The 23,004-nt window shown below is 61.1% G+C and carries 21 protein-coding genes; 8 read left to right on the top strand and 13 right to left on the bottom strand.

All coding sequences use genetic code 11. The annotated features are described in order from the left end of the window. Positions 1-92: 92 nt before the first annotated feature. The 13 genes from AADW23_RS00570 to AADW23_RS00630 are packed head-to-tail and all read right to left on the bottom strand — an operon-like array spanning position 93 to position 13,529. Positions 93-1,766: a M14 family metallopeptidase gene (locus tag AADW23_RS00570; RefSeq protein WP_341862590.1), complete on the bottom strand. Its 1,674-nt coding sequence runs from the start codon at positions 1,764-1,766 to the stop codon at positions 93-95. A 51-nt stretch (positions 1,767-1,817) separates the two neighbouring features. After that, positions 1,818-3,170, bottom strand: a complete 1,353-nt coding sequence (locus tag AADW23_RS00575; protein WP_341862591.1) for a M20/M25/M40 family metallo-hydrolase — start codon at positions 3,168-3,170, stop codon at positions 1,818-1,820. Next, positions 3,167-3,850 carry an SDR family oxidoreductase gene (locus AADW23_RS00580; RefSeq protein WP_341862592.1) on the bottom strand — a complete coding sequence of 228 codons (684 nt, stop codon included), beginning with the start codon at positions 3,848-3,850 and terminating at the stop codon, positions 3,167-3,169. The genes AADW23_RS00575 and AADW23_RS00580 overlap by 4 nt, the downstream gene beginning before the upstream one ends. 26 nt (positions 3,851-3,876) lie before the next feature. Further along, entirely contained in the window at positions 3,877-4,959 is a 1,083-nt protein-coding gene (locus tag AADW23_RS00585) for a Gfo/Idh/MocA family oxidoreductase (RefSeq protein WP_341862593.1), read from the bottom strand. Then, positions 4,956-5,996 (bottom strand): Gfo/Idh/MocA family oxidoreductase, encoded by a 1,041-nt coding sequence (locus AADW23_RS00590; protein WP_341862594.1) that lies wholly within the window; start codon positions 5,994-5,996, stop codon positions 4,956-4,958. The genes AADW23_RS00585 and AADW23_RS00590 overlap by 4 nt, the downstream gene beginning before the upstream one ends. Next, on the bottom strand, positions 5,993-6,925 hold the full coding sequence (locus AADW23_RS00595) for an NAD(P)-dependent oxidoreductase (RefSeq protein WP_341862595.1): 933 nt from the start codon (positions 6,923-6,925) through the stop codon (positions 5,993-5,995). Before AADW23_RS00595 ends, AADW23_RS00590 begins: the two co-directional genes overlap by 4 nt. Beyond that, positions 6,922-7,824 (bottom strand): dihydrodipicolinate synthase family protein, encoded by a 903-nt coding sequence (locus AADW23_RS00600; RefSeq protein ID WP_341862596.1) that lies wholly within the window; start codon positions 7,822-7,824, stop codon positions 6,922-6,924. The genes AADW23_RS00595 and AADW23_RS00600 overlap by 4 nt, the downstream gene beginning before the upstream one ends. Before the next feature lie 38 nt (positions 7,825-7,862). Next, positions 7,863-8,348 carry an ureidoglycolate lyase gene (locus AADW23_RS00605; protein ID WP_341862597.1) on the bottom strand — a complete coding sequence of 162 codons (486 nt, stop codon included), beginning with the start codon at positions 8,346-8,348 and terminating at the stop codon, positions 7,863-7,865. After that, the gene (locus AADW23_RS00610; RefSeq protein ID WP_341862598.1) at positions 8,345-9,256 is read right to left on the bottom strand and encodes a polysaccharide deacetylase family protein; all 912 of its coding nucleotides are present in this window, start codon (positions 9,254-9,256) and stop codon (positions 8,345-8,347) included. Before AADW23_RS00610 ends, AADW23_RS00605 begins: the two co-directional genes overlap by 4 nt. 27 nt (positions 9,257-9,283) lie before the next feature. Then, entirely contained in the window at positions 9,284-10,282 is a 999-nt protein-coding gene (locus AADW23_RS00615) for a M14 family metallopeptidase (RefSeq protein ID WP_341862599.1), read from the bottom strand. Then, positions 10,279-10,770: a VOC family protein gene (locus tag AADW23_RS00620; RefSeq protein WP_341862600.1), complete on the bottom strand. Its 492-nt coding sequence runs from the start codon at positions 10,768-10,770 to the stop codon at positions 10,279-10,281. Before AADW23_RS00620 ends, AADW23_RS00615 begins: the two co-directional genes overlap by 4 nt. Before the next feature lie 12 nt (positions 10,771-10,782). Next, positions 10,783-11,985, bottom strand: coding sequence for a pyridoxal phosphate-dependent aminotransferase (locus tag AADW23_RS00625; protein ID WP_341862601.1), 1,203 nt, complete (start codon positions 11,983-11,985; stop codon positions 10,783-10,785). A 17-nt stretch (positions 11,986-12,002) separates the two neighbouring features. Continuing rightward, positions 12,003-13,529 (bottom strand): carboxypeptidase M32, encoded by a 1,527-nt coding sequence (locus tag AADW23_RS00630; protein WP_341862602.1) that lies wholly within the window; start codon positions 13,527-13,529, stop codon positions 12,003-12,005. A gap of 216 nt (positions 13,530-13,745) precedes the next feature. Between AADW23_RS00630 and AADW23_RS00635 the strand changes: the two genes are divergently transcribed. Genes AADW23_RS00635 through AADW23_RS00670 form a run of 8 tightly spaced genes read left to right on the top strand, consistent with a single transcriptional unit; the run spans position 13,746 to position 22,980 of the window. Then, a complete protein-coding gene (locus tag AADW23_RS00635) occupies positions 13,746-14,609 on the top strand; it encodes a DUF4438 domain-containing protein (RefSeq protein ID WP_341862603.1) in 864 nt (287 codons plus the stop codon). A gap of 1 nt (position 14,610) precedes the next feature. Next, positions 14,611-15,489, top strand: a complete 879-nt coding sequence (locus AADW23_RS00640) for a DUF4438 domain-containing protein (protein WP_341862604.1) — start codon at positions 14,611-14,613, stop codon at positions 15,487-15,489. Continuing rightward, a complete protein-coding gene (locus AADW23_RS00645; RefSeq protein ID WP_341862605.1) occupies positions 15,486-16,592 on the top strand; it encodes an Ldh family oxidoreductase in 1,107 nt (368 codons plus the stop codon). Before AADW23_RS00640 ends, AADW23_RS00645 begins: the two co-directional genes overlap by 4 nt. Further along, positions 16,589-17,746 carry a Xaa-Pro peptidase family protein gene (locus AADW23_RS00650; protein WP_341862606.1) on the top strand — a complete coding sequence of 386 codons (1,158 nt, stop codon included), beginning with the start codon at positions 16,589-16,591 and terminating at the stop codon, positions 17,744-17,746. The genes AADW23_RS00645 and AADW23_RS00650 overlap by 4 nt, the downstream gene beginning before the upstream one ends. An 11-nt stretch (positions 17,747-17,757) precedes the next feature. Further along, a complete protein-coding gene (locus AADW23_RS00655; protein WP_341862607.1) occupies positions 17,758-18,987 on the top strand; it encodes an amidohydrolase family protein in 1,230 nt (409 codons plus the stop codon). Continuing rightward, positions 18,984-20,168 carry a pyridoxal phosphate-dependent aminotransferase gene (locus AADW23_RS00660; protein WP_341862608.1) on the top strand — a complete coding sequence of 395 codons (1,185 nt, stop codon included), beginning with the start codon at positions 18,984-18,986 and terminating at the stop codon, positions 20,166-20,168. The genes AADW23_RS00655 and AADW23_RS00660 overlap by 4 nt, the downstream gene beginning before the upstream one ends. Further along, a complete protein-coding gene (locus tag AADW23_RS00665; RefSeq protein ID WP_341862609.1) occupies positions 20,165-21,595 on the top strand; it encodes a hypothetical protein in 1,431 nt (476 codons plus the stop codon). Before AADW23_RS00660 ends, AADW23_RS00665 begins: the two co-directional genes overlap by 4 nt. After that, positions 21,592-22,980: a dihydroorotase family protein gene (locus tag AADW23_RS00670; protein WP_341862610.1), complete on the top strand. Its 1,389-nt coding sequence runs from the start codon at positions 21,592-21,594 to the stop codon at positions 22,978-22,980. The genes AADW23_RS00665 and AADW23_RS00670 overlap by 4 nt, the downstream gene beginning before the upstream one ends. Positions 22,981-23,004 lie beyond the last annotated feature (24 nt).

The following is a 23,004-nucleotide window of genomic DNA, read 5'->3' on the forward strand; positions in this document are numbered from 1 at the left end:
AGGGAACTGCCGCCACGTAGCATCCAGATCGAACCTTCGACGCATAACCGGCCCGATTCATTTCCGGGCCAGTTCGCTGTTTCTACGTCGTGTCAGCCCAGTTTCGCCGTCGCACGGCATGCGCCGCCCTTTTCGGAAACAGCCTCCACCGTGATCTGGGCGTCCGGTCCGGTGGCCTTCACCAACCACTCTGTTTTCTTGGTCACAGGCGACCATTGCTGGCCCCAGTTGGAGTAGGCATAGCGACGCTCGTTGCGCCCAGCCAGATTGCCGAGCTTCACATCGGCTGGGTTCATCACCAACTCGGCCCCCTCGCACTGCAACCCAACCGTCACCGGCTTTGCCACACCGTTCTTGACGGCGACGTCAGACAGGTTGGTGGGTAAGTACCCGTGGTTCGAGACCACGGCCGTGACGCGGTGCAAGTCCGCGCCCAGCGCTTCCACCGTCACGTCATCAATCGCGATTTGCGGCGCGGCTGCGGCGTGGCGCAGGTTGAACAACACGTTGTTGTGGCAGATCTCCTCCAGCAGTTTGCCGGGCGGGTTACGGTAGCTCCAGATGTAGACCATGCCGCCGACCTCGATCGGGCCAAGCTGCGGATGATCGAACTTGGTCCATGGGCGGAAGCCGTGGTCGCCAACGTTCTCCACCACCCAATCATGAACCAGCCGCTGTGTCGCCGCGTCCCGTGGCCCGAGGTTGTAATACCCCTCTTTCGGAACGCCCGCCGTGCGCTCCAGATCCCACAATTCTGTCCCGAACGAGATGATGCCCATCTCTTCATAGGTCCAGTCAGTCAATGTGCCGTGACGGGCCTTGGATTTGTCGGGCGTGAATTCCTCATAGACCGAGATCGTGGGGTAGCCTGTCAGCCGTTCACCGACCTCGCCCAATGCCTTGTAGAGCGACAGGTCGGGCGGGCTCATCTCGCTATCAAGCTGCAACATAGAAGGGCGCAGAATGATACCGCCGTGGGTGTGATAGGCGCACATGCCGGTGATGTTGGGATGGTCCAGAATGACCTGACGCATACCCGCCGTTTCCGGTTCCGAGAACGGATACTGCCCCGCGCCGTATTCCTGCGGTGTCCAGTTGGTAGGGAAGTTGCGGTTCATATTGCCGTCTTCTTGCATCTCGATATGCACGTGGACGCCGTCGTAATTGCGGATCATCCCCTCGGGATAGAGGCGGAAGTATTCGCCCCCCTCCTCGCCGGGTTCGCGCTGCACCATGATGTCAGGGTTCACATCATCGCATTTCCATTCGCCCTTGCTGTCGGGCACGCGCATCTGGACGATATAGCCATCGCCGGTGATGTCTTGCGGGATCAACCCTTCGATCCGGTCTTCGCCGGGCAAGAAACGCCCGTTGCCGCACCACGGATGATAGGGTGCGGTCATCGCGTTTTCGGCCCCATCTGGGTTGATGCGCGGGATGATGTAGAACACCTGGCTGTCGACCAAACGCGTCACCTCTTCATCCTCGCCGTATTTGGTCAACAGATACCAGCACGCATAGAGCGCCGTGGCGCTGGTAGCGTGTTCTTCGGCGTGGATTTGCGCGTCGATGTAGAAACCGGGCTTTTCCAGCGCGGGGCCGGTATCAGGGTTGGTGATCGTCATGAACCAAACGTCCCGATCGCGGAAGCTCTTGGCGATAGAAGTCAGCTTGCAAAGCTTTGGGTAGGCATCAGCCAACGCATGTAGATGCGCGGTCATCTGTTCGTAATTGTAGTAGGTGTCGAAGGCAATATTGACGGTCATGACCGTGGTCCTTTCAGCAGTTCGGATCGCGGCGGGGCCGCAACTGGGCGCTTAGGTGCGGCCAAAGTGTTCCATGATGGCGGCAGCGTATTTGATGCCTTGGATGTATTTATCGACGTGAATGTTCTCGTCAGGCGCATGAAGGTTACAGCCGGGGTTGGCGAAGCCGGTCAGCACGCACGGGATCCACACATGTTTCAGGATCGCGCCTTCGGCCGAGATACCGTTTACAATCGGCGGCTCTCCGTAGACCTCATGGGCGGCGGCGATGATCGAGACCGAGATGTCTTCGCGGGCCGAGATTTTGTAAGGCTCCTCGGTGCGCGCTTCGCCCTTCACTTCGATGTTGTCGAACCCCTGCGCCTTGAGATGATCGCGAAGCTTCACAATCGCCTTGGCGGGCGAGATGTTGGGAATCAGGCGGAAATCCATCCGCACCCGCGCCTCGGACGGCACAATCGTCTTGGTGCCCTTGCCGGTATAGCCGCCGGTGATGCCTTGGATATTTGCGGTCGGCTCGTAGGTGCGGGCCTTCAGCGCGTCCACGCCGTCGCGGCCTAGGGCGAATTCATCGACCCCCATTTCATCCTTCAGCATGCCGAAGTCGATCCGCGCGGCCTTATCGGCCAAATATCCCATATCCTCGTCATTGGGCACATAAATGCCCTCAGCCCAATCAGGGATCAGGATGTTCTTTTCTCGGTCCATGATCGTGGCCAGCGCATGGACCAGATCCCACACTGGGTTCGGGACGAGCGGCGCGTTGAGCGAATGCACATCGGTGCGTGGGCCACGTGCGATCAACTCCACAAAAAGGACCGACTTCAGACCAAGCGAAACGTCCGGCACGTCCACCCCGATCTCGAGCGAGCCGTCGAGGCAATGCATCCCGTCAGCCTCCAGCATCTCGGCATTGGCTTTTGCCCATGGCCCAAGGTTTGGCGAGCCGATCTCCTCCTCTCCTTCTATAAGAAGTTTGAGCCCCACGGGCACCTCGCCGCGCACAGCAAGGAAGGCTTTCGCGGCTTTGTTGAAGGCGAGGACGCCGGATTTGTTATCGGTGGCACCGCGGCCATAAAGGATGCCGTCGACCACCGCGCCGGACCATGGGCCGCCGTGGCTCCATGCCTGGATCGGTTCGGGCGGCTGCACGTCGTAGTGAGAGTAACACAGCAGCGTCTTTTTCGATTTGGAGGGCACTTCGCCGTAAACGACGGGCGGGCCTTCTTCGAGTTCATGGAACTCCGCCGGAAGGCCGTCGCGGTGCATCATGTCGCTGATCAGTGCGGCGCATTCACGAAGGCCAATGTCCTGCGCCGAGATCGAGGGTTGCTGCACAAACGCCTGCAAATCGGCGACGAATTCGTCAGCATGGGCGTCGATATAGTCGTAGATGTCTTTCATAGGGGATGCTCCTGCGACAATTCCCACGCGTTCAATCGCTGACCATTCAGGGACGCGTCGCGGGAGGTGGCGATGTGGACGAAAGCGGGCGCAAGCGCCTCTGGCTCGATCCATTGCGCCTTCAATTCGGGGGGATAGTTCCGCTCGGACATGGGGGTGTGCATGGCTTTGCCGGGGGTGATTGTGCATGACACGATGCCCTGCCCCTCGCCCTCCATGGCGAGACATTTGGAGAAACCTTCAAGCGCATGTTTCGCCGCGCAATACGCGGTTTCATCCACAAAGCCTTTGATCCCCGATTGCGAAGACACGAAAATCAGCGCCCCGCCGTTGGCTTTCATCGTGGGCCAAACCGCTTTGGACAATTGGAACGCGGCCTGAATGCCCACGTCCATCGTTGCCTGGAAGGTCGCTAGGCTGACCTCTTCCAAAGGCTCCGGGCGCAAGATAGCGGCGTTGTGGATCAGCGTATCTACCGGACCGGGGATTGCCGCGATGGCACGCTCGGTCGCTGCCGCATCAGCCAGATCGACGGCGATTACGGTGGCTGTATCTGCGAGTTGTGCGTTGACCGCCTCAAGCCCGGCGGCGTCCACATCCATCAACACAAGGTCCGCGCCGAGGCCCGCGAAAACGCGGGCAATGGCAGCCCCGAGGCCCTGCGCAGCCCCAGTAATCACAACCCTCTGATCCGACAACGCCGGCATCAGACCGCGCCGTCCATGTCGAGGTCTTCCCACTTCCGACTTTTCGTCGAGGCAAAGACCGCGTCCACCACCATCTGGTTGCGCAAACCGTCCACGAAGCTGGCCCCACGGGCCAGCCCGCGATCCTCGGCAATCGCGCCGCACAATTCTTGCAGGGCGGCCAGAACCGAGACGTTCCAGATGCCTTTGTTCAGCCCGTCCAGCGAGGCATTCGGATCTTCAACGCTGATATCCTTGAAGCTTTCACCGGCCTTGGCGAAGTACAGTTTCTCATCACTATTGGACAGGGTGATGGTGCCCTTGCTACCAAAGACCTGCGTCTCGTTACCCATGTTGGCGGCGGCAACGCCACTCATGAAGATCTGCGCCAACGCGCCCGATTTCATCTCCAGCGTCATGTGGGACAGATCATCCGCGGTGGCTGTCCACGCCTCTCCAGTGTTCTTGCAGACCCGATCCGGCACGATCGTCAGCGCCTGCCCGATCACCGAAGTCGGCTCTCCCAACCACCAGCGCAGCATATCGACTTGGTGCGAGCCATTGGCCCCCATCCGGCCACCGCCCATGGCGGCGTCAGACCACCAATCGCCCTTGGGACGCGAGGCGGGGTTGGCCCATGACGCGCCGATGTTGGTGATATTGACGTGGCGGATATCACCCAAGTCGCCGCCGTGGATCAGTTCGGCGATGCGAGCGCGGGTTGGGTTGAAGCGCAACTCGTGGTCGATCATGTGCAGACGGTTGGCCTTGCGTGCCGCATCGAGCATTTGCCGCGCCTCGTCCGCGTTCATCGCCGTGGGCTTCTCACACAGGACATGGGCGCCTTTGGCAATCGCGGCCAGCGCCATGGGCGCGTGCATGACCGTGGGCGTCGCGATGCACACCAGATCAAGGGCGTGCTCGTCCAGCATCTTCTGCCAATCGTCATAGACCGCCGTAATCCCAAAAGGCTCAGCTGCCGCTTTGGCGCTTTCGATCCGGCCCGAGGCCAGCGCCACGACTTTTGCGCCGGGGATATGTTCGAACGCAGGAAGATACGCGTCCCGCGCGAAGCTCGCGCCAATGATGCCGACGTTAATCATGTTAACTCCTTTGAGGTTGTAAGAGCGCGGACTTCGTCGATCCAGACGGTCGCGCGACGGTCAGAGGCAAGGATGCAAGCCTCCAACATGAACAATGATTGCAGGTGGTCGCGGCCCGTGCATTCGGGCGCAGAGGTGCCGCGCAGGGTATCCACGAACGACGCCAGCAAGGCGGTGGCATCGGTGATCCACGCCTTATGTTCAGGCAGCGGAATTTCCGTCAGCTCGGCATCCAATCGCTTGGCATAGGCCAGATCGCCGAACATCTCGCGCTGCACCACGATCCCTTCGGATGCATCGGTGCGCCAGTTGAAGTTCATCGGCTCATGGCCCGATTGCCATGTGCCTTGGTAGTTCACACTCATCCCGTTCTCGAACGCGATCAGGGCGGACACGTTGGTATCGCCCTCATACATCGTCCAACTGGGGTTGAAGGTATGGGCCTGAATGTAGGCGGGTTCGGCGTCATAGACGTAACGCATCAGGTCGAAGTGGTGAATTGATTGTTCCCACAACATCGGATGGTCCATCGTCAGCGGGTAGGAGTTCAACCAATCCTGCGTGCCATCGCGCCAGCGTTCATAGATGAAGCGCCCAAACTCGGGCTTGCCAATGGTGCCGTCGCGCAGAAGGTTCCGCATCGCCTGGGTCACAGCGAGGTAGCGGAAGTTGAGGCCCACAATCAGGGGCACATTGGCTTCTTCAGCCATGTCCACAAACTGCGCGGCGCTCACGATGCTATCGGACAGAGGCTTCTCCGCAAGAACCGCAAGGCCGTTGGCGCAACAGGCCTCGATCTGGGCGTCGCGTTTTCCGGGCGGCGTGCAAAGCAGAACGGCATCGGCGGCGATGCCGATGATCTCAGCAATATCCGCGCCAATGGGCACATCGGGAAACGCCTCGGCGGCACGGGCGCGGGCAGTTGGGTCGGGGTCACAAAGCGCCGCGATCTCGATGTCGGGGTTGGCCATCGCAACCTGCACCCAGGTCCGAGACCGGGCACCAAGGCCCACGATGATCAAGCGAATGGGGTTCATTGAGGTGCCTCCACCGGGATAAGGTTGTCCAAGACACCCTCCATTGTTGTCCAATTCACGCCGCGTAGCGCCGCAGCTTTGCTGCCCATTGGCGGGCGGATCTGCGCGTGGGGTGGGCTGGCGAGGCGGATGGTGGTGCCCAAGATCCGATCCGCCACAGCGCGAGCCAGATCGAGGTCGCTAATCGTGGGCGGCGTTCCGGTATGAATGACGGTGGGGCCATCCCATGGCGTGTCAGTAATCAATCCGGCGATGGCACCTGCCAAATCCGGCAACCACGACCATTCGCGCAATGCATCCGGCGTCTGAACGGTAATCACCCCGTCAGCCTTCGCCTCGGCCACCATCCGGGCCACAAGGCACAGGTGTTGCCGGGTTTCGCGTACAGCCTCGTAGGGGCCGGTGATATTGCCCAAACGCAGGCTAAGGGTCGTAAAGTTATCGTCCCGGGCGGCTTGGACCAGCAACTCACCGGCGTGCTTGGCTGCGCAGTAGGTGCAGGTCGCCGTGGGTCTGGTGGCCTCGGTGATCAGCCCGTCGGTGACGGGGGTATCGTCAGGGTTAAACACCCCCATGGAGCTGATGAACAGGAACCTTTCGGCCCCGGCGTTGCGAGCGAAGTCGAGCGTCGCGGTCAACACGTCCATGTTCCGGCGTACGTGCGCTGCGTTGGAAACCCCCAACCGCTCAGGCGAGGCGGTGATGGCCGCGCCATGGATGACGGCAAACAGCGGCGCTGTGACCGCCGCTAGGGTGCCGTCGCTCAGCGCGCCTTCGACCATTTCCACGCCCGCCAGACGCGCCCGTGTTGCAGCGTCAAAGGCTTGATCGACGGCAATCACTTTGCGCCCGGCCCGGTGCAGCGCCAAGACGATTTCGGAGCAGACAAACCCGCCTGCGCCTGTCACAAGGATCGCGCCATTGCTCATGCTCCGGCTTGCTCCCCTGCGATACGCACCGCTTTTGCGATCGCCTCCGAATGCTCTGCGCCCAGGGCCATGAAGGGGGGGCGCACGCGGGCGAATTCTGCATCATCCAGTTGCGCCGCGACGGCGGCTTTGATGGCCGGGATCAGAGGCACGTTTTCGAAGATCGTGCGCACGGCGCTGACCTGATCGTGCAAGGCGGCGTGATCGGGTCCGTCCAGCCCGTCAATCAACGCACGGATGCCTTTGGGGTTCACGTTGGAACTGGCGCTGATGCACCCTGCCCCGCCCGCCGCAACATTGTCAGGGATACGCGATTCCGAGGCGGAATAAGTATCAATCTGCGGAAAGGCTTTGATAACCGAGGCTGTGTTTTCCCAACTGCCCGAGCTGTCCTTCAACCCGGCAATGACATCGGGGTAGGCTTCCAGCAGCATCTCGATCAGCGGCAAAGTGATCGGCACGCCCGTCATCTGAGGAATGTGATAGAGGTACACGCGCAGATCCGCGCCCACGGCGTCGATCACCTGGGCGTAGGCCGCGAAGACACCCGCGTCGCTGACGCCTTTGTAGTAAAACGGCGGCAGCATCAGGACACCACGGCACCCCAACTTTGTGGCATGGGCCGACAGGGCGATCGTGTCGGCCGCGTTACAACAACCGGTGCCGGGGATTAGCTGCGCCGGGTCGATACCGGCATCGATCAGGGCCTCTAGCGCGGCCATCCGCTCGGCCACGGAAAGAGAATTCGCCTCGCTCGTGGTGCCAAACGGGGCCAAGCCGTGGGCACCATTGGCCAACAGCGCTTTCGCGTTCGCCACAAAACGCACGGTATTAATCGAGAGGTCCGCAGCGAAAGGCGTGATTGCAGGCACAAAGAGTTCAATTTTGCGGGTGCTCATGTCGGATAGCTTTCAAGATTAGGGGACGCGCGGAGGCCTCAGAGAGGCTCCACCAGCGTCATCGGGTCGATTGTAAGGAAGTCGTCATCTTGCTGCGCCCCGCCGCGCCACATCAGGACCGCGAAATGGGACGTGCGCTCAAGCACTGTTGCGCCAAGATGCCAGACGCCGCGGTTGTAGATCACCCCCATCGTGCCGGGCACCATGAACCCAAGGGCTTGGTCCAGAAGCGGGGTGCCTGTCTCGTCCGAGGGCATCACCATGACGGCATATCGGGCGACGTCGATGGGGAAGAAGCATTGCGCGGCGTAGGGATGGCGTTCGATCCCGGTCACTTCGATCGGAAAGGTCTTGGGCAAGACGTGATTGACGTGAAGCACCGGTGCGCTGCTGGGGCTGCGGGGATGCAAGGCATCGCTGTAGAATTGCCGTTTGCCCGGTTGATCTGGGGCTGTCACAAACTGCCCATACGGCGCGAAGGCGACAGGATCGGGCGTCTGAAGCGTGACAACATGGCCCGTCATTGAGCGGGCCCTGCCGGTACGTACTGTGTCCAATAGTCCGCTATGTCGCCCCGACCACACACCCAGATATCTGAACATTGCGCAATGTGATCCAAAAAGCGAACGAGTGCGGCGAAACGGCCGGGGTGTCCGACAATCCGACTATGAAGCCCCACGGACATCATCTTCGGCTTCGTTTGGGCCTCAGCCCGCAAAACGTCAAAACTATCAATCAGAAAATCGGAAAAATCTCGGGGTGAGAAGACGTCCCCCGCAAGGAATTTCGCATCGTTGTTTACCATGGTGTAGGGCACGACGAGATGCGGCTTACCCTCTACCTCTGTCCAATAGGGCAGATCGTCATTGTAGGCGTCGCTGTCGTAATCATACCCCCCATGGGCGGCCACGATCCCGCGTGTCGCGGTGGAAGCAGAGTATCGGCAATACCACCCGCGCGGCGCCCGCCCGACGCTTTTCAGAAGGCTATCGTGGGCGCGGGCCACATGGTCGGCTTCGGCTTTGGGATCAAGGTGATACTGCTCCACCCATCGATACCCATGGGCGCAAATATCCCAGTCCGTCGCTGCAATTGCAGCGGCAATGCCGGGGGTGCGTTCAAGGGCCAAGGCGCTGGCGAAGATCGTTAACGGCAACCCCCGATCCCGGAACAGATCATGAATGCGCCAGAAGCCGACGCGGCTGCCGTATTCATACATTGATTCAGCCGCCAGATCCCGCGAGCCTTCCGGGATGCGAGAGGCCCGAACTTCGCTGAGCGCGCTCTCGGATCGTCCATCTCCGTCACCGATGGAGTATTCGGACCCTTCCTCGACGTTCAGCACGAAGTTCACGGCAAGGCGCGCGCCACCGGGCCAAGAGATATCGGGCGGGTTGGCCCCATATCCTGCAAGATCACGCGCCCGGTTCATGAGCGCTCACCTTTGGAGGGGGAATGCTTAGTCACGAGGCCCCTCCACCTTGTTGAAGAAGCAGCACCAATCGCCCTGGTTCACGTTGGGCAAGGCCCGCAAGCCGAAGAACATGCCGTCGGCGGGGGCTTTCAACTCGCCCACTTCATCCCCGAAGATGTTGATGATCCGGGCGATGGTGTCGCCTTTGTTCATCATCGTCAGGAAATCGACGCCCGGCTCTGGCAGGAAGATACCGGATGCCGGCGCCAATAGCGCCTCTTGCTGGCCTTTGGTGGCGTCGTCCGGGTAGGTCGCCTGCCCTTCCAGCATCTCGTAGTGGTAGCAGATGTTGACGATGGATTTCGCCAGTTCTTCGCCCACGTAGCGGAACCGCTCGGGCGAGGTATAGGACCGACCGCCAAGCTCCACCGTGATACCGACTTTGCCTGCGTTATTCATCGCGGCCATGGGGCTGCCGGTTTTGGTGAAGTTGGACATGATGCAGCCCCAGCCTTCGCCCATCGCCTTCGCCAGTTCGACGCTTTCGGGGCGCTCATCCACGAAGATCGCTTTATCAAGGAAGCTGTGGGCACCGCCTGAATGGATCGAGATTTCCAGATCGGCCACGTCCTTCATGGCTTCCCAATGGGCGTGGGCCACGCGGTCCGAGAAATAGCCATCGGGCTTGCCGGGGTAGATACGGTTCATGTCGTAGGTGAATGTGTCGAGCGGGTTGCCCCGTTCCGCCGCCGAGAACGCCAGCGGGTTCACGCACGGCACCAGAACCACCGCCCCCTTCAGCTTGGCCGGATCAATCCGCTTGGAAGCCAAGGCACAGGCCAAAGGCCCCTCGGGCTCATCGCCGTGGATCGCGGCGTTGACCCAGAACGTCGGACCTGCGCCCGCGCCATTGATGACGACCACGGGGATTTCGACTTTGACGCCGCCCGCCAGATCACCGGCGGCAATCGCGCCGCGCTTGATTTCACCCGGAGCCGCCGTGGCGGAGCCTACGGTGACGCTTTCGTTGCCTGTCGTGCTCATACTGCTTCTGCCTTGCTGTTTTCCCATTCGGCCAATTGCTCGGGCGTGTAGACCTGCATGAATTCGATCTCGATCCCGCCCGCGTCGTTATCAAGGAACGCGACCCATCCTTCGGGATGCGCGTGGGAGCCGTAGACACCGCAGGCCTGACAGATCCGCAGATCCGCGCCTTGGGACTTCGCGTGTTCAAGGGCGTCGTCGATGTTGTCGACCTCATAGCAAATGTGGTGCAGGCCTTCGCCGCCACGTTCCTTGATCCAGGTGGCAAAGCGCCCGTCCGGTTCGGTCGATTGGCAAAGCTGGTATTCAATCCCGCCCAGATAGAACAAAGCCACCTTGTTGCCTGACTTCGCGAAATGGGTGATCTCGGTATCCTTGGGGACGTGCAGGAACTGGGAATAGGCCGCCAATGCCTTTTCAGCATCGCTGACCGCAAAGGCCATGTGCTTGATGCTCTTGATGTTCGGGTTGTCAGATTTTACGGTCATCGGAGGTGGTCCTTACTCAGCAGGTTCGGTTTGCTCGGCGCGGAAGCTTTCCACGACGGCGGCCATGCGTTGCATAGCGATTTCAATGCGGTCGACAGGTTGGGTCATCGACATCCGCACAAAGTCATCGGTGTGGTCGCCGTAGATGGTGCCGGGGTACATCATCACTTTGCCCTCGGCCAAAAGCCGTTCACAAAACGCCCCCGCGGTGATGCCGAACCCAAGGCTTGCGACATTGGCATAGACGTAAAACGCACCCTGCGGCTCGGCGTAGCTCATGCCGATGGCGTCGAGCCCCTTGCAGATTGCCGCGCGACGCGCGTCATAGGTTTGGCGCATCTCTTCCACGCAATCCTGCGAGCCGGTCATCGCCGCCAATGCACCGTGCTGCGACACGGCAGCGGTCGAGATTGCGAAGGCGTGGTTCACTTCGGACATCGGCATGATCAGATCGCGCGGTCCGGCCAGATAGCCTATGCGCCAACCCGTCATCGCATAGGCCTTGGAGAAACCCGACAGCGTGATCGTGCGCTCTTTCATGTCGGGCAAAGACGCGACCGGCAGCACGGTGTTGTTACCGAAGGTCAGACGCGCATAAATCTCGTCCGAGATCACGATAAGGTCGTGTTTCTTTGCCACCTCCGCGATCTTGCGCACCTCATCAGGGGGCGTGACAGAGCCCGTGGGGTTGTTGGGGTTGATCAGCACAAGGATCTTGGATTTGGGCGTGATATGGGCTTCGACCATCTCTGCGGTGAGGGTGAAGTTCGTCTCCATGGTCATGGGGATTTGAACGACCTTGGCGTCCGCCATTTCGGCGGCCTGACCATATGGATTATAACCGGGGCATGGCACGATGATCTCGTCTCCCGGGTTCAGAAGCGACAGCGCGATGATGAACATGCCCTGCTGGCCGCCAGGCGTGATCATGATCTCATCGGCCGCGTAATCGGCCCCGCCGTAGGTGCGGATGTTGTCCGCAATGGCTTCACGCAGCGGCTGAATGCCCAAGGGGTGTGTGTAGTGCGTGGCCCCATTGGCCAGCGCGTCCTGGCCCGCCTTGATGATATGTTCGGGCGTATCCAGATCCGGGTCGCCGCGGCCTAGCTTGATGACGTCATCAAGCCCCTCGGCGATATCCAACATCTTGGTGATCAAGGCGCCGTCTGAAAGTTTCACGCGGTTCGCAAGGCGAGCGGTATTAGGTGTGGTCATGGTTTTGTCCTTCTCGCTTAGGCCAGCGCGTAGATTTCAGAGTACTTCTTGGTGAGATGCGCGATGTAGGGTTCGGGATCGAGCGTGCGCCCGGTGGCCTTCTCCAACAGTTCATCGCGTGAGAACCGGCGCCCGTGTTGCGCCACGTTGTCGGTCAGCCAATTGCGCAGCGGCGTGTAGTCCGCATTGTCGAGGGCCGTTTGAATTTCGGGCTTGGTACTGGTTGCGGTATCAAACAACTGCGCCGCCATGATGTTGCCGATCGTATAGTTGCAGAACGTGCCGATCTGGCCTGACGACCAATGCACGTCTTGCAAAACGCCTTGCCCGTCATCGGGCACTTCGACGCCAAGGTATTCCTTCATTGCCGCGTTCCAAGCCTCGGGCAGGTCCGCGACCTCCAGGGAGCCGTCGACCATCTTGGCCTCTAGCTCACACCGAACCATGACGTGGAAATCATAGGTCAGCTCGTCCGCTTCCACCCGAATAAACGAGGGTTCCGAGCGATTCACGGCGCGGTAAAATTCTTCCTCGCTCACATCATCCAGCAAACCGGGATACGCGGCGCGGATGTCGCCCATGTGGTTTTTCCAGAAGCCTCGGCTGCGCCCCACGTGGTTTTCCCATAGGCGAGACTGGCTCTCATGGGCGCCGAAGCTGACGCCACCCACAGCGTAAAGGCTGATCAAATCGGTCGCGAGCGGAGTGCGCGTATAGGCAGGATCAACGCCCTGCTCATACATCGCGTGGCCTGCTTCGTGCAAAGCACCGAACAGTGACATGGGCATGTAGTTCTTGTTCACCCGTGTCGTGATACGCACATCATTACGGGTAAAAGACACCTCGAATGGGTGAACTGTGGTGTCGAGCCTGCCGCGATCTGTGTCGTAGCCAATCTTCTTGGCCATGTTCAGCGCAAATGCCATCTGCGCGTCTTCCGGGAAATCACGGTAAAGGAATTCAGCGCGGGGCTTTTCGGCCTCGGCAATGGCGCGGATCAGCGGGATCATCCCTTCGCGCAAGCGCCCGAACAGCTTGGTGAGGCCTGTCGTCGTCGTGCCCGGTTCAAACCGATACATCAGCGCGTCATAAGGGTGGTCTTCATAGCCAAGCGCCTCGGCCATTTCGCGGTTGATATCGACCATCGTAGTCAGCGCGGGCGCGAAGATAGAGAAGTCGGCCTTCTCGCGCGCCTCGGCCCAAACCTCATGGGCGGCAGAGCCTAATTCCGTCTTGCGGCGCAGCAACTCTGCCGGGATGCGTTCGTGATACCCGATCGCCTCGCGCACCTGCGCAACGATCCGCGCCTCTGGGCTGTCATCGGGTTTACCGGCGACCTCCGCCTCGGCCCCATCAAGGGCGCGCTTCATCTCATCGGAGCAAAGTAGGTTGCGCGCAGCGACCGCCAAGGTGGCCAATTGCTTGGAGCGTGTCTCTGCCCCGCCCTTTGGCATCATCGTGCGTGCATCCCACGACAGGACCGATCCGGCATTCAAGAAATCGTTCACACGACCGGTGACTTCGATCAATCCAGCGTAACTCATTTTTGGGCGCTCTCCACTCGGATGTTGCTTGCGAAACGGTCCCACCTTTCAGGCGGCAACGTCGTCGATACGGGGTGTTGACTATCTAACCTGCTCGTGTATCTCATTTGAACAAGTACAATGTCGACAATCTACTGATGGCAAGGAAGTCATCGGAAGTCAAACCAAAACATTGTCCAATTCTGCCGCCCCTGCCCGCAAAGGACGTGACGCTAAATGTCTACCCCAACCACCAACGAAGCCGCCTTGGTCGAGATGGCCGTATCAGGCGTAATCACCACGCCTGCGGTGCGCCCCGGCCAATACATTCCCCATCCCGATGGCCGCGCGACGGTCCTGCCGGGCATGTTCGGGATCACCTATAACGTCCGCTGTGGCGATCGTGCCTTTGGGTGGGCGGGCGACCATGTGGAGCCGGGTGTTTCCATAGATGACGAATCGGATTCGGGGCGTCACCACGCGCTGCATTACCTCAACTGTATCGGGAATGAGGCCGTTGTAACCTCTGGCATGGCCGCCGGTGCGCGGGGCATCGTCGTCGGAGAACATGCCCGCATTCTTGTGCAATTTTCGCCCGACGCGCACGATGTTATGGCACCGGGCGATCGCATTCAGGTCATGACCAAGGGTCAAGGCCTTGCCCTGACTGATTATCCCGGTGTCGCTCTCAAGAAGATGAGCCCGCGCCTGTTCCATGCCCTCGGCATCACGGAAAGCGCCGGGCGCCTCCATGTGAATGTCGCGATGGAGCTGCCGATCCGCATCATGGGATCGGGGGCCGAGTTGAACTCAGAATATGTCGACCAAGATCTGATGTCGGGCGACCGCGCGTTAATGGCGGAACTGGGCATTGACCAGATGCGCCTTGGCGATGTGATCGCCATCCGCCACGCCGACCACCACTGGGGCCGGTCCTACCGTGAAGGCGCCGTCTCTATCTGCCTGTGCATCCACGGCGATAGCATCATGACAGGCCACGGCCCCGGCATCCTTACCCTAATGACCGCACGCGAGGGTGAGATCGACTTCACTGTCGATCCCTCCGCGAACCTTGCCACTCTTCTCGAGCTCGGAGCCTGATATGAGCATCCAAACCAACGCCGCCGATATTGTCACCGTCTCTGTCATGGGACAGGTCGCGAACCCCTCCCTTTCTGGCCTTCCGGCAGAACCCTACCGATTGGACGCAGACGGCAAGGCCTTCCTTTGGCCCACCTTCGGCGGCATCGTTTATAATGTCACCGTGGGTGATAGCGCCTTTGGATGGGCGGGTGATTGCATCCACCCATCCATCAGCATCTCGCACCCCGATGCAAACAAGAACCGGGGTCTCAACGTCTTTGCATGCGTCGGCAACGAGGCGATGGTTGCCAGCGGCGCTGCCAAAGGCGCGCGCGGTGTGGTGACGGGCAAATCCGGGCGGTTCTCGGACCAGGTCATCGTTCACTTCGACACAGAGACCCGCCGCAAAATCGCTGTGGATGATCAAATTCTGGTCAAAAGCGAAGGAGTGGGTCTGTCGGTGCCCGATTGCCCCGATGTTGCCTTCAAATCCTTGTCCCCCGCCCTTTTCGACGCGCTTCCCAAAAAGATGGAGGGCGATGTTCTGAAAATCGGTGTGGTCGCAACGGTGCCGCCGCATTTCGTGGGTGCCGGTGCAGGGCTTACGTCGGAAGGTGGCTCACTTCATATCCAATCCACCGACCGTGCCGCTCTGGCGGAACACGGGCTCGATAACCTACGCCTTGGTGATGTTGTCGCGATCCAGGACACCGACAGCCGCTACAACCACGGCTATCTGCGCGACGCGATGAGCATTGGCATCGTGGGCCAGACCGACGGCCCCCGCGCAGGCTATGGCCCCGGCATGACTGTCGTGATGACCGCGCCCGCAGGCCAACTGGGCAGCTTCGAGGCCCCCGGCACCAATATCGCAGACATTCTAGGACTCTCCGCATGACCACTGAACAAACCCCTGCCCGCGTCATCAAAATGACCAACGTCGACCGCGCACAACTGCGGGCCTTTGTCTCGGAAGGGTTCGAGGCGCTTGGCCTGACCGCCGAGGATGCAGGCATTTTTGCCGATGCGCTGATCTTCTCGGAACTGCGGTTTCACCCCGGCCAAGGCCAGGGCGTCGCCCGCCTGCGCCGCTATCACGAGCGGATCGGGAATGGAGAGGTCGATCCTCAGGCCGGATGGTCCGTCGTGAAGGAAGGCCCCGCGCTGGCGCTGGTGGATGCCCATAACGGGATCGGCACCGTGGCAGCATCCAAGGCGATGTCGCTAGCGATCAAGAAGGCCAAGGAAGGCGGGATCGGCACCGTAATCGTGCGCAACTCGACGCATTACGGATCAAGCGCCGTTCACGCCTGCCAAGCCCTGGAACACGGCTGCATCGGCATGGCCTTCACCAACGCGGGCCCCGAAATGGCCCCCTGGGGCGGGCGCGAGGGCGTCACGGGCACCAACCCGTGGTCCATTGCCGCCCCGTCGGACCAAGGCTTCCCCACCGTGCTCGACATCGCGCTGACGACGGCGGGCAAGGGCATGATGAACTGGCTGATCCGAGAGGGCAAAAAGATGCCGCTGGATTGGGCGATCACCCCGGACGGCGAGGAAACCGACGACCCCGCTGCCGCTTTGAAAGGCCCGCTTCTCGCGATTGGCGGGCACAAGGGCTATGGCCTCGCCTTCATGACCGAGGCGCTGACCGGCGTGCTTTCGGGGGGTGGATTTGGTCTGAAACCCTACTCCGACCCCAAGAAATTGGACGTCTCCCACTACTTCCAGGCCATTGATATCTCTTGGTTCATGGACCCCGAGGATTACGCCACCCGGATGGGTGAATTCGTCCAGATGGCCAAGACCCGCGCCCTGCGCCCCGGCTTCGACGAAATTCTCGTCCCCGGTGAGCAAGAAGCCCGTCGCACCGCCGCCAAATCCGAGAACGGCGTGCCAATCGACACTGTGGTTTTGGCTGACATGAAAGAGCTTGCGAAGGAATTGGGCCTGAAATCGCCCCTTGATGAGCTTGGCCCCTACACGGGCGACTTCCTATGAGCCTCCGCCCCCTTGGTGCAGATTTCTTTGCCCGCGCGCGTGACCGGTTGCGCGCGCGGGCGCAAGCCGCGGGTGTTGATGGCCTGCTCCTCCTGCGGGCCCCCAATCTGGCCTACGCGACGGGTCTGTTCCTTTCCGCCAACGAACGTCCCATGGGCGTCTGGGTTCCAGTTGTGGGAGATCCGATCCTGATGCTGCCCGCGCTGGAACGGGAGAACGCGGAAGGCACGGGTATAAAAGACCAGCGGTTCTACGATGAATTCCCCGGTGAGGTGCCGGCCGTCCTGTGGATGTTCGACCAAATCGGGCGAAAGCGCATTGCGGTAGACCTGATGGACGCGCAGCTTCTGGATGCCGCAAAAACAATGGTCGCGCGGCTCGACTTGACCGACTACGCCATGCAGGTCCGCGCGATAAAGGAACCCGAAGAGATCGCGCTGACGATCGAGGCCGCTAGTTTCGCTGACCTCTTCCTGACGCGCCTGCACAACGCCGCAGGTGACATTATTTCCCAAGGCGGCACCGAAGCCGACCTGATGGCCGACGCCATGGGTCATGCCCGTGGCGCCTTGTTTGCAAAACACAAAACCGCCTTTGCCGGCACACCGATGGGCATCACCGCCTCGGTCCATTCCGGCCCCCGTGCGGCCCTGCCCCATGGCGCGGTTCTGGAGCGGGTTCCGCAACCCGGAGAGACCCTGATCGCCGGGATCGGCGGCAGCCTTGGCGGCTATCACGCCGAAAGTGGCGTGACCCTGATCGTGGGTGAAATCAGCGCCGAACAGCGCCGGATCATGGCGGCGATGGAGGCGTGCAACGATGCCGGTGTTGCCGCTTTGGCTGCCCGCGCCACGTGTGCTCAGGCCAATGATGCCGCGCTCGACGCCCTGCGCGAGGCGGGCCTTGGCGACACGATCCGCCACCGGATCGGCCACGGTATGGGGCTGGAAGGTCACGAGGCCCCCTGGCTCGCCCCCGGCGACCACACACCGATTCAAACCAACATGATCTTTTCGAACGAGCCCGGCGTCTACCGCCCCGGCCGTGACGGATACCGCACGATTAACACGATGGTCGTGACCGAGGACGGGGTCGATATCCCGTCCCGTTTCCAGACCACCACCCCCATCGACGCCCGCGTCATCGCAATCTGAGGAGCTTAGAGATGCCCGAACCAGCCGCCTGGCATTACCAGAAAATCACCAAACCGATGTTCGAGGCCGAGGCCAAGGATTGTGTGTTCTTTGGCCGTGTCATCACCTGCGTCGGTGACGAGATCATCGAAGATGGCTTCGTCCACGTGAAGGACGGCAAGATCGCCGCCGTGGGCCCCCGCGCCGAGGCGCCCGAGGGCGTCGAGACCCTCGACACCGAGGGCAAGACCCTGATGCCCGGCATGATGAACAGCCACGCGCACCTGTCGTGGGACGGCATTCACGAACTCAGCCAGCAAAGCATGTACGACGCGCCGGAAATCCGCGCCTACAAGGCGGCGGGCAACATGATCAAGAGCCTGCGCGCCGGCATCACGCTGGTTCGCGACCTGGGCGTGCACAACGCCAATCTGTTCACCAAACAGGCCGTGGCCCAAGGCATCTTCCCCGGTCCGCGTCTTCTGGTGTCGGGTGAAAGCATCATCCAGACCGGCGGCCACACTTACTGGGTTTGCCGCGAGGCTTCGGGCGCCGATGAGATGCGCCGTGCCGTTCGCGACCAGGTGAAGGGCGGGGCCGACCTGATCAAGATCATGGCCTGCCACGACACGCTGGAGTTCACCGACGAGGAACTGCACGCCGTCATCGACGAGGCCCACCGCAACAAGCTGCCGATCACCGCCCATGCGACCTACAACGACTGCATCGCGCGGGTTGCCGAGGCCGGGATCGATTGCATCGAGCACGGCGGCTCGATGACCGACGAGACCATTCAACTATTGCTCGACAAGAAACTGCCGATCGTCACGACCTTCTCGGCCCTTGTCATTCAAGCCAACGAGAAGATCGCCCGCGATTTCGGCATCCCCGAGTGGAAGATCGAAGAGCGCAAGCGCGCCGTGGCCGACAAATCCCGCTTCGACGGGCTGGTGCGCGCGGCCAAGGCCGGCGTGCCGATCGTCTTCGGCACCGACGCCGGCAGCCCGGCGGTGGAGCATGACCGCATCGTGCCGGAACTGGGCTTCATGGTGGAAGTGGGCGTCTGCCCCAACAACCTCGATGCCCTGCGTGCGATCACCGCGCGGGCGGCCGTTCTCAACGGCATGGGCGACACGCTTGGCACGCTGGAGGCCGGGAAGCTGGCCGACATGATCGTGGTCGACGGCAAACCCGACCAGGACCTTACCGCACTGGAAAAAGTCGAAATGACCTTCATCGACGGCAAAAGGATGCACGGATGACTTCGCTACTGCTGCAACGCACCGCCCCCCGGATCGTCGAGGAAGACGGCTCCTTCCGCACCAAGATGCTTGATATCGCATCTGGCCTCGACAATGTCATCGCGCTCGGGCGCGGTGATCCCGACTTCCACACCCCGGCCCATATCGTGGAGGCCGCTAAGGCCGCGCTGGACGACAACCAGCACCATTACACCGGCCCCACCGGGCTGCCGCCCCTGCGCCAGGCGATCTGCGACAACCTCAAGGCCGAATATGGGCTGGACTACAACGCGGACGAGATCATCGTCACCGCCGGGGTGCAGGAAAGCATCATGCTGTGCATGTTGGGTCTGGTGCAGGAGGGCGACGAGGTACTGATCACCTCGCCGCGCTTCACCACCTACGACACCGCCGTGCACCTATGCGGCGGCGTGCCGGTGCCGGTGCCGACTTTTCAGAAGGACGACTTCGCGCTGGACGTGGACGAGATCGAGAAGCGGATCACCGACAAGACGCGGATGTTCGTGATGGTCTCTCCCAACAACCCCACCGGCGCCGTGACCCCGCCCGACGTGATCCGCAAGATCGCGGATCTGGCGATCAAGCATGACATTCTGATCATTGCGGACGAGATCTACGCCAAGCTGATCTATCCCGGTCACAAGCATCTCTCGCTGGCCACCCTGCCCGGCATGAAGGAGCGCACGATCACGCTGAACGGGTTCTCCAAGACCTACGCGATGACCGGCTGGCGCGTCGGCTACATGGCCGCCCCGGCGGACTTCGTGGAAAAGCTGACCGAGCCGCGCCACACGCTGTCGATCAACACCTGCACCGTGTCGCAGCACGCGGCGCTGGCCGCGCTGACCGGCCCGCAGGACGAGATGGAGGCGACGTTCCGCGACTATGCCGCGCGCCGCGATTACCTCATGGAGGCGCTCAGCGCGGCAGGCCTGTCCTACGGCGCACCGGGCGGGGCCTTCTACATCTACACCAACATCTCCAGCACCGGCATGAAGGCCAAGCCCTTCTGCGAGAACCTGCTGCGCGAGACCGGTGTCATGGTCTTTCCCGGCGACATGTTTGGCGAGCCTGACAGCGATTTCATCCGCATCAGCTACCTGCAGCCGCTCCCCGTCATTCAGGAGGCGATGCAACGCATCCAAGGCTTCATCACCGCCAACAAGAAGGCCATCGCATGAGCAACATGACCCCGAACCCGGACGAGAAATTCGTCGGCATCCAAGTCAGCCCGATCAGCTTCATCGACGAAGGCGTCGACACGGTGCTCGACACCCTCAAGGATCGCGTCGGTGTCAATGTCCTGATGCTCGGCACGGTAAGCTGGCTTGGCCTGAAGACCGGCCGCTCCATCGCCCACGAGCTGGACGGCTGGCCCGACCACGGCGTGCCCGAGCCTTTCACCATGAGGGGCGGCGCCTACTACAACCCCGATCCGCGCTATTTCTCCAAGACGCTGATCAAAGACTTCCGCGCCACCGACAAAGAGATGGAGGGGATCGACATTCTCGACCTCGTCATCCCCGAGGCCCACAAGCGCGACATGAAGGTCTACGTCGAGCTGATGGAGCCCTTCTTCAAATATGCGGGCCATGGCTCGGTCAACAACATCGAGATCCCGAACCTCGCCTCCTGCATGGAGGTCGATGTCTTCGGCGTCCGCAAGGACGAGCCAAGCACCTCCAACCCCGATTACCGCAACTGGATGCATGCAATCATCGAGGACCAGGTACGCAACTACGATATCGACGGCATCATGTGGTGCAACGAGCGGAATTCTCCGCTGGATCAGATGATGCAGGGTCAAGCCCCCGGTGACTTCTCAGAAGCCAGCCGGAATGAGGCGATTGCCCGTGGCATCGACGTGGAAGCCTGCCGCCGCGCCTGCATCGTGATGTATGATTTCATGCAGGACGCGCTTGGCGGCAAGGAATTTGACGACGGCGCGTTTATCACCTTTATCCGGGTGCTGATGCAAAACCCGGAAGTGCTAATCTGGGAACGCTTCTGGCTGGAGCGCAACAAGGACCTCGACCGAGAGCTCTATGGTCTTGTGAAGTGGTGCAAGCCGAACCTGCCCTTCGGGCTCAACGTCTGGAACCGCAATCATTTCAACATCTTCCGCCGTGCCCAATGGCCGTGGGAAGAGCAAACGATGTACGCCGACTGGGTCAAGCCGATCACCTACCAGCACCAATCCGGCGAAATCTGGCACAAGGAATTCGGCTTCTTCCACAAGACCATCCTGCGCGATTTCGATCCGGAGGTAGCGATGAAGATCCTCGACGGGATCCTCAGCATTCAAGGCTCGGGCATCGATACGGTGATCCAGGACGGTCTCGACCCCGATACCTACGTCTACGGCCAATGCGCCGAGGCGCTGAAGGGCGTCCACGACAAGGCGAAGGTCTTCATGGGCCTCGGCATTGACGCGCCCCGCGTCCGGGCCGATCAGGCGAAATGCACGCCAGATATCGCCTATCGCTCGGTAATGGCGACCTATCGCGCGGGCGGGCACGGTGTTGTGCTGTCGCCCAACTATGCTTCCATGCACCTGACAAATCTGGACGGAGTGGCCAAAGCCCTGACTGAACTGGGGCTGAAATGAACATTCTGGATACATTGATTTCGGGCGGCGACGTGTTGCTGCCCGATAGCTTGGTGAAGGCTGATTTGGGCCTGAAAGACGGAAAGGTCGCGGGGGTCTACAGCCCCGGCACCGCCCCAACTGCGGCCGAGACGATCGACGCAACCGGCAAAACCATCCTTCCGGGCATCGTGGATATCCATTTCCACGTCCGCGCACCCGCCTACCCCGAACGCGGCACGGTCCTGTCCGAGACACGGGCCGCAGCGGCAGGTGGTGTGACGACGCTGTTCGAGATGCCAATCTCGAAGCCCTGCTGCTCCACCCCCGAAGAACTGACCCGCCGTCGGGACCACTTCAGCGAAAACGCTGTCATCGACTTTGCGCTCTATGCTGCGCCCGGTGATCTGACCGAGGCCAGCCGCGACAAGATGATGGATATCGGGGCGATAGCCTGGAAGATTTTTACCACCCCCTCCCCCGCGGGCCGCGCCGATGAATTTGAAGGCCTCGCCTTCCCTGATGAAGCAGACCAGCTGCGCGCGTTGCAGTTGTTGGCGGATACGGGGATGCCCATTGTCGTGCATGCCGAAAGCGCCTCGCTGTTGGCGTATTTCGAGGACGCCGCGAAAGCGTTGGACCCAGCCGATGCGGCGACCCACGGCATATCGCGCCCGGCGATCTGCGAAACCGTGGCGGTTGCCAAGCTGCTGGCAATGAACATGACCGCGCAGGCGAAACTGCACATCGCCCACGTCACCAGCGCCGAGACAGTGAGAGTCCTTCGGGCCTTTGCCGGAACCTCGGATTTCACCGCTGAAACCTGCCCCCAGTATCTTTTCACGACGGAAGAGGACGTGGCGAAGGCTGGCATTTACGCCAAGGTGAACCCGCCGATCCGCCATCAGGCGGATCAGGATGCGTTATGGCAAGCGATCGAGGACGGTGTGATCAACTACGTTACCACCGACCATGCCCCCTTCGCGAAAGCCGAAAAGCAGGCGGCCGAAGGTAACTTCCCCGCCGCCCCTCCCGGCGTGCCGGGGATCGAGTTCATTTTGCCAGCCATGCTCGACGCCGTGGCCCAGGGCCGGCTGAGCCTGAAACGCGCCCATGAGTTGATCTGCTCGAACGGAGCGAGACGGTATGGACTTTACCCGTTCAAAGGCGCACTTCTTCCGGGAAGCGCGGCTGACGTGACAATTGTGGATCTGAACGGAGAGACGGTGTTGTCCTCTGCAACGCTCCACACCCATGCCCGCGAAGTTGCGCGTCTTTTTGAAGGGCGACACCTGCGAGGCAACGTCGCGCAGACGATCCTTCAAGGCAAAACGGTTTTCAAAGACGGCGCCGTTATAGGCGCACAAGGCGCGGGGGAATTTGTGACCCCAGCCGCCGGGAAATGACGAAAAAATATAGATAGCGGCCAG

The organism is Gymnodinialimonas sp. 57CJ19 (assembly GCF_038396845.1).
Taxonomy (GTDB): Bacteria; Pseudomonadota; Alphaproteobacteria; order Rhodobacterales; family Rhodobacteraceae; genus Gymnodinialimonas.

What these genes read in the sequence shown, in the direction of transcription:
- AADW23_RS00570 (WP_341862590.1), bottom strand. Translation starts at nt 1,766, where the DNA reads ATGACCGTCAATATTGCCTTCGACACCTACTACAATTACGAACAGATG.
- AADW23_RS00575 (WP_341862591.1), bottom strand. Translation starts at nt 3,170, where the DNA reads ATGAAAGACATCTACGACTATATCGACGCCCATGCTGACGAATTCGTC.
- AADW23_RS00585 (WP_341862593.1), bottom strand. Translation starts at nt 4,959, where the DNA reads ATGATTAACGTCGGCATCATTGGCGCGAGCTTCGCGCGGGACGCGTAT.
- AADW23_RS00590 (WP_341862594.1), bottom strand. Translation starts at nt 5,996, where the DNA reads ATGAACCCCATTCGCTTGATCATCGTGGGCCTTGGTGCCCGGTCTCGG.
- AADW23_RS00595 (WP_341862595.1), bottom strand. Translation starts at nt 6,925, where the DNA reads ATGAGCAATGGCGCGATCCTTGTGACAGGCGCAGGCGGGTTTGTCTGC.
- AADW23_RS00600 (WP_341862596.1), bottom strand. Translation starts at nt 7,824, where the DNA reads ATGAGCACCCGCAAAATTGAACTCTTTGTGCCTGCAATCACGCCTTTC.
- AADW23_RS00605 (WP_341862597.1), bottom strand. Translation starts at nt 8,348, where the DNA reads ATGACGGGCCATGTTGTCACGCTTCAGACGCCCGATCCTGTCGCCTTC.
- AADW23_RS00610 (WP_341862598.1), bottom strand. Translation starts at nt 9,256, where the DNA reads ATGAACCGGGCGCGTGATCTTGCAGGATATGGGGCCAACCCGCCCGAT.
- AADW23_RS00615 (WP_341862599.1), bottom strand. Translation starts at nt 10,282, where the DNA reads ATGAGCACGACAGGCAACGAAAGCGTCACCGTAGGCTCCGCCACGGCG.
- AADW23_RS00620 (WP_341862600.1), bottom strand. Translation starts at nt 10,770, where the DNA reads ATGACCGTAAAATCTGACAACCCGAACATCAAGAGCATCAAGCACATG.
- AADW23_RS00625 (WP_341862601.1), bottom strand. Translation starts at nt 11,985, where the DNA reads ATGACCACACCTAATACCGCTCGCCTTGCGAACCGCGTGAAACTTTCA.
- AADW23_RS00630 (WP_341862602.1), bottom strand. Translation starts at nt 13,529, where the DNA reads ATGAGTTACGCTGGATTGATCGAAGTCACCGGTCGTGTGAACGATTTC.
- AADW23_RS00635 (WP_341862603.1), top strand. Translation starts at nt 13,746, where the DNA reads ATGTCTACCCCAACCACCAACGAAGCCGCCTTGGTCGAGATGGCCGTA.
- AADW23_RS00640 (WP_341862604.1), top strand. Translation starts at nt 14,611, where the DNA reads ATGAGCATCCAAACCAACGCCGCCGATATTGTCACCGTCTCTGTCATG.
- AADW23_RS00645 (WP_341862605.1), top strand. Translation starts at nt 15,486, where the DNA reads ATGACCACTGAACAAACCCCTGCCCGCGTCATCAAAATGACCAACGTC.
- AADW23_RS00650 (WP_341862606.1), top strand. Translation starts at nt 16,589, where the DNA reads ATGAGCCTCCGCCCCCTTGGTGCAGATTTCTTTGCCCGCGCGCGTGAC.
- AADW23_RS00655 (WP_341862607.1), top strand. Translation starts at nt 17,758, where the DNA reads ATGCCCGAACCAGCCGCCTGGCATTACCAGAAAATCACCAAACCGATG.
- AADW23_RS00660 (WP_341862608.1), top strand. Translation starts at nt 18,984, where the DNA reads ATGACTTCGCTACTGCTGCAACGCACCGCCCCCCGGATCGTCGAGGAA.
- AADW23_RS00665 (WP_341862609.1), top strand. Translation starts at nt 20,165, where the DNA reads ATGAGCAACATGACCCCGAACCCGGACGAGAAATTCGTCGGCATCCAA.
- AADW23_RS00670 (WP_341862610.1), top strand. Translation starts at nt 21,592, where the DNA reads ATGAACATTCTGGATACATTGATTTCGGGCGGCGACGTGTTGCTGCCC.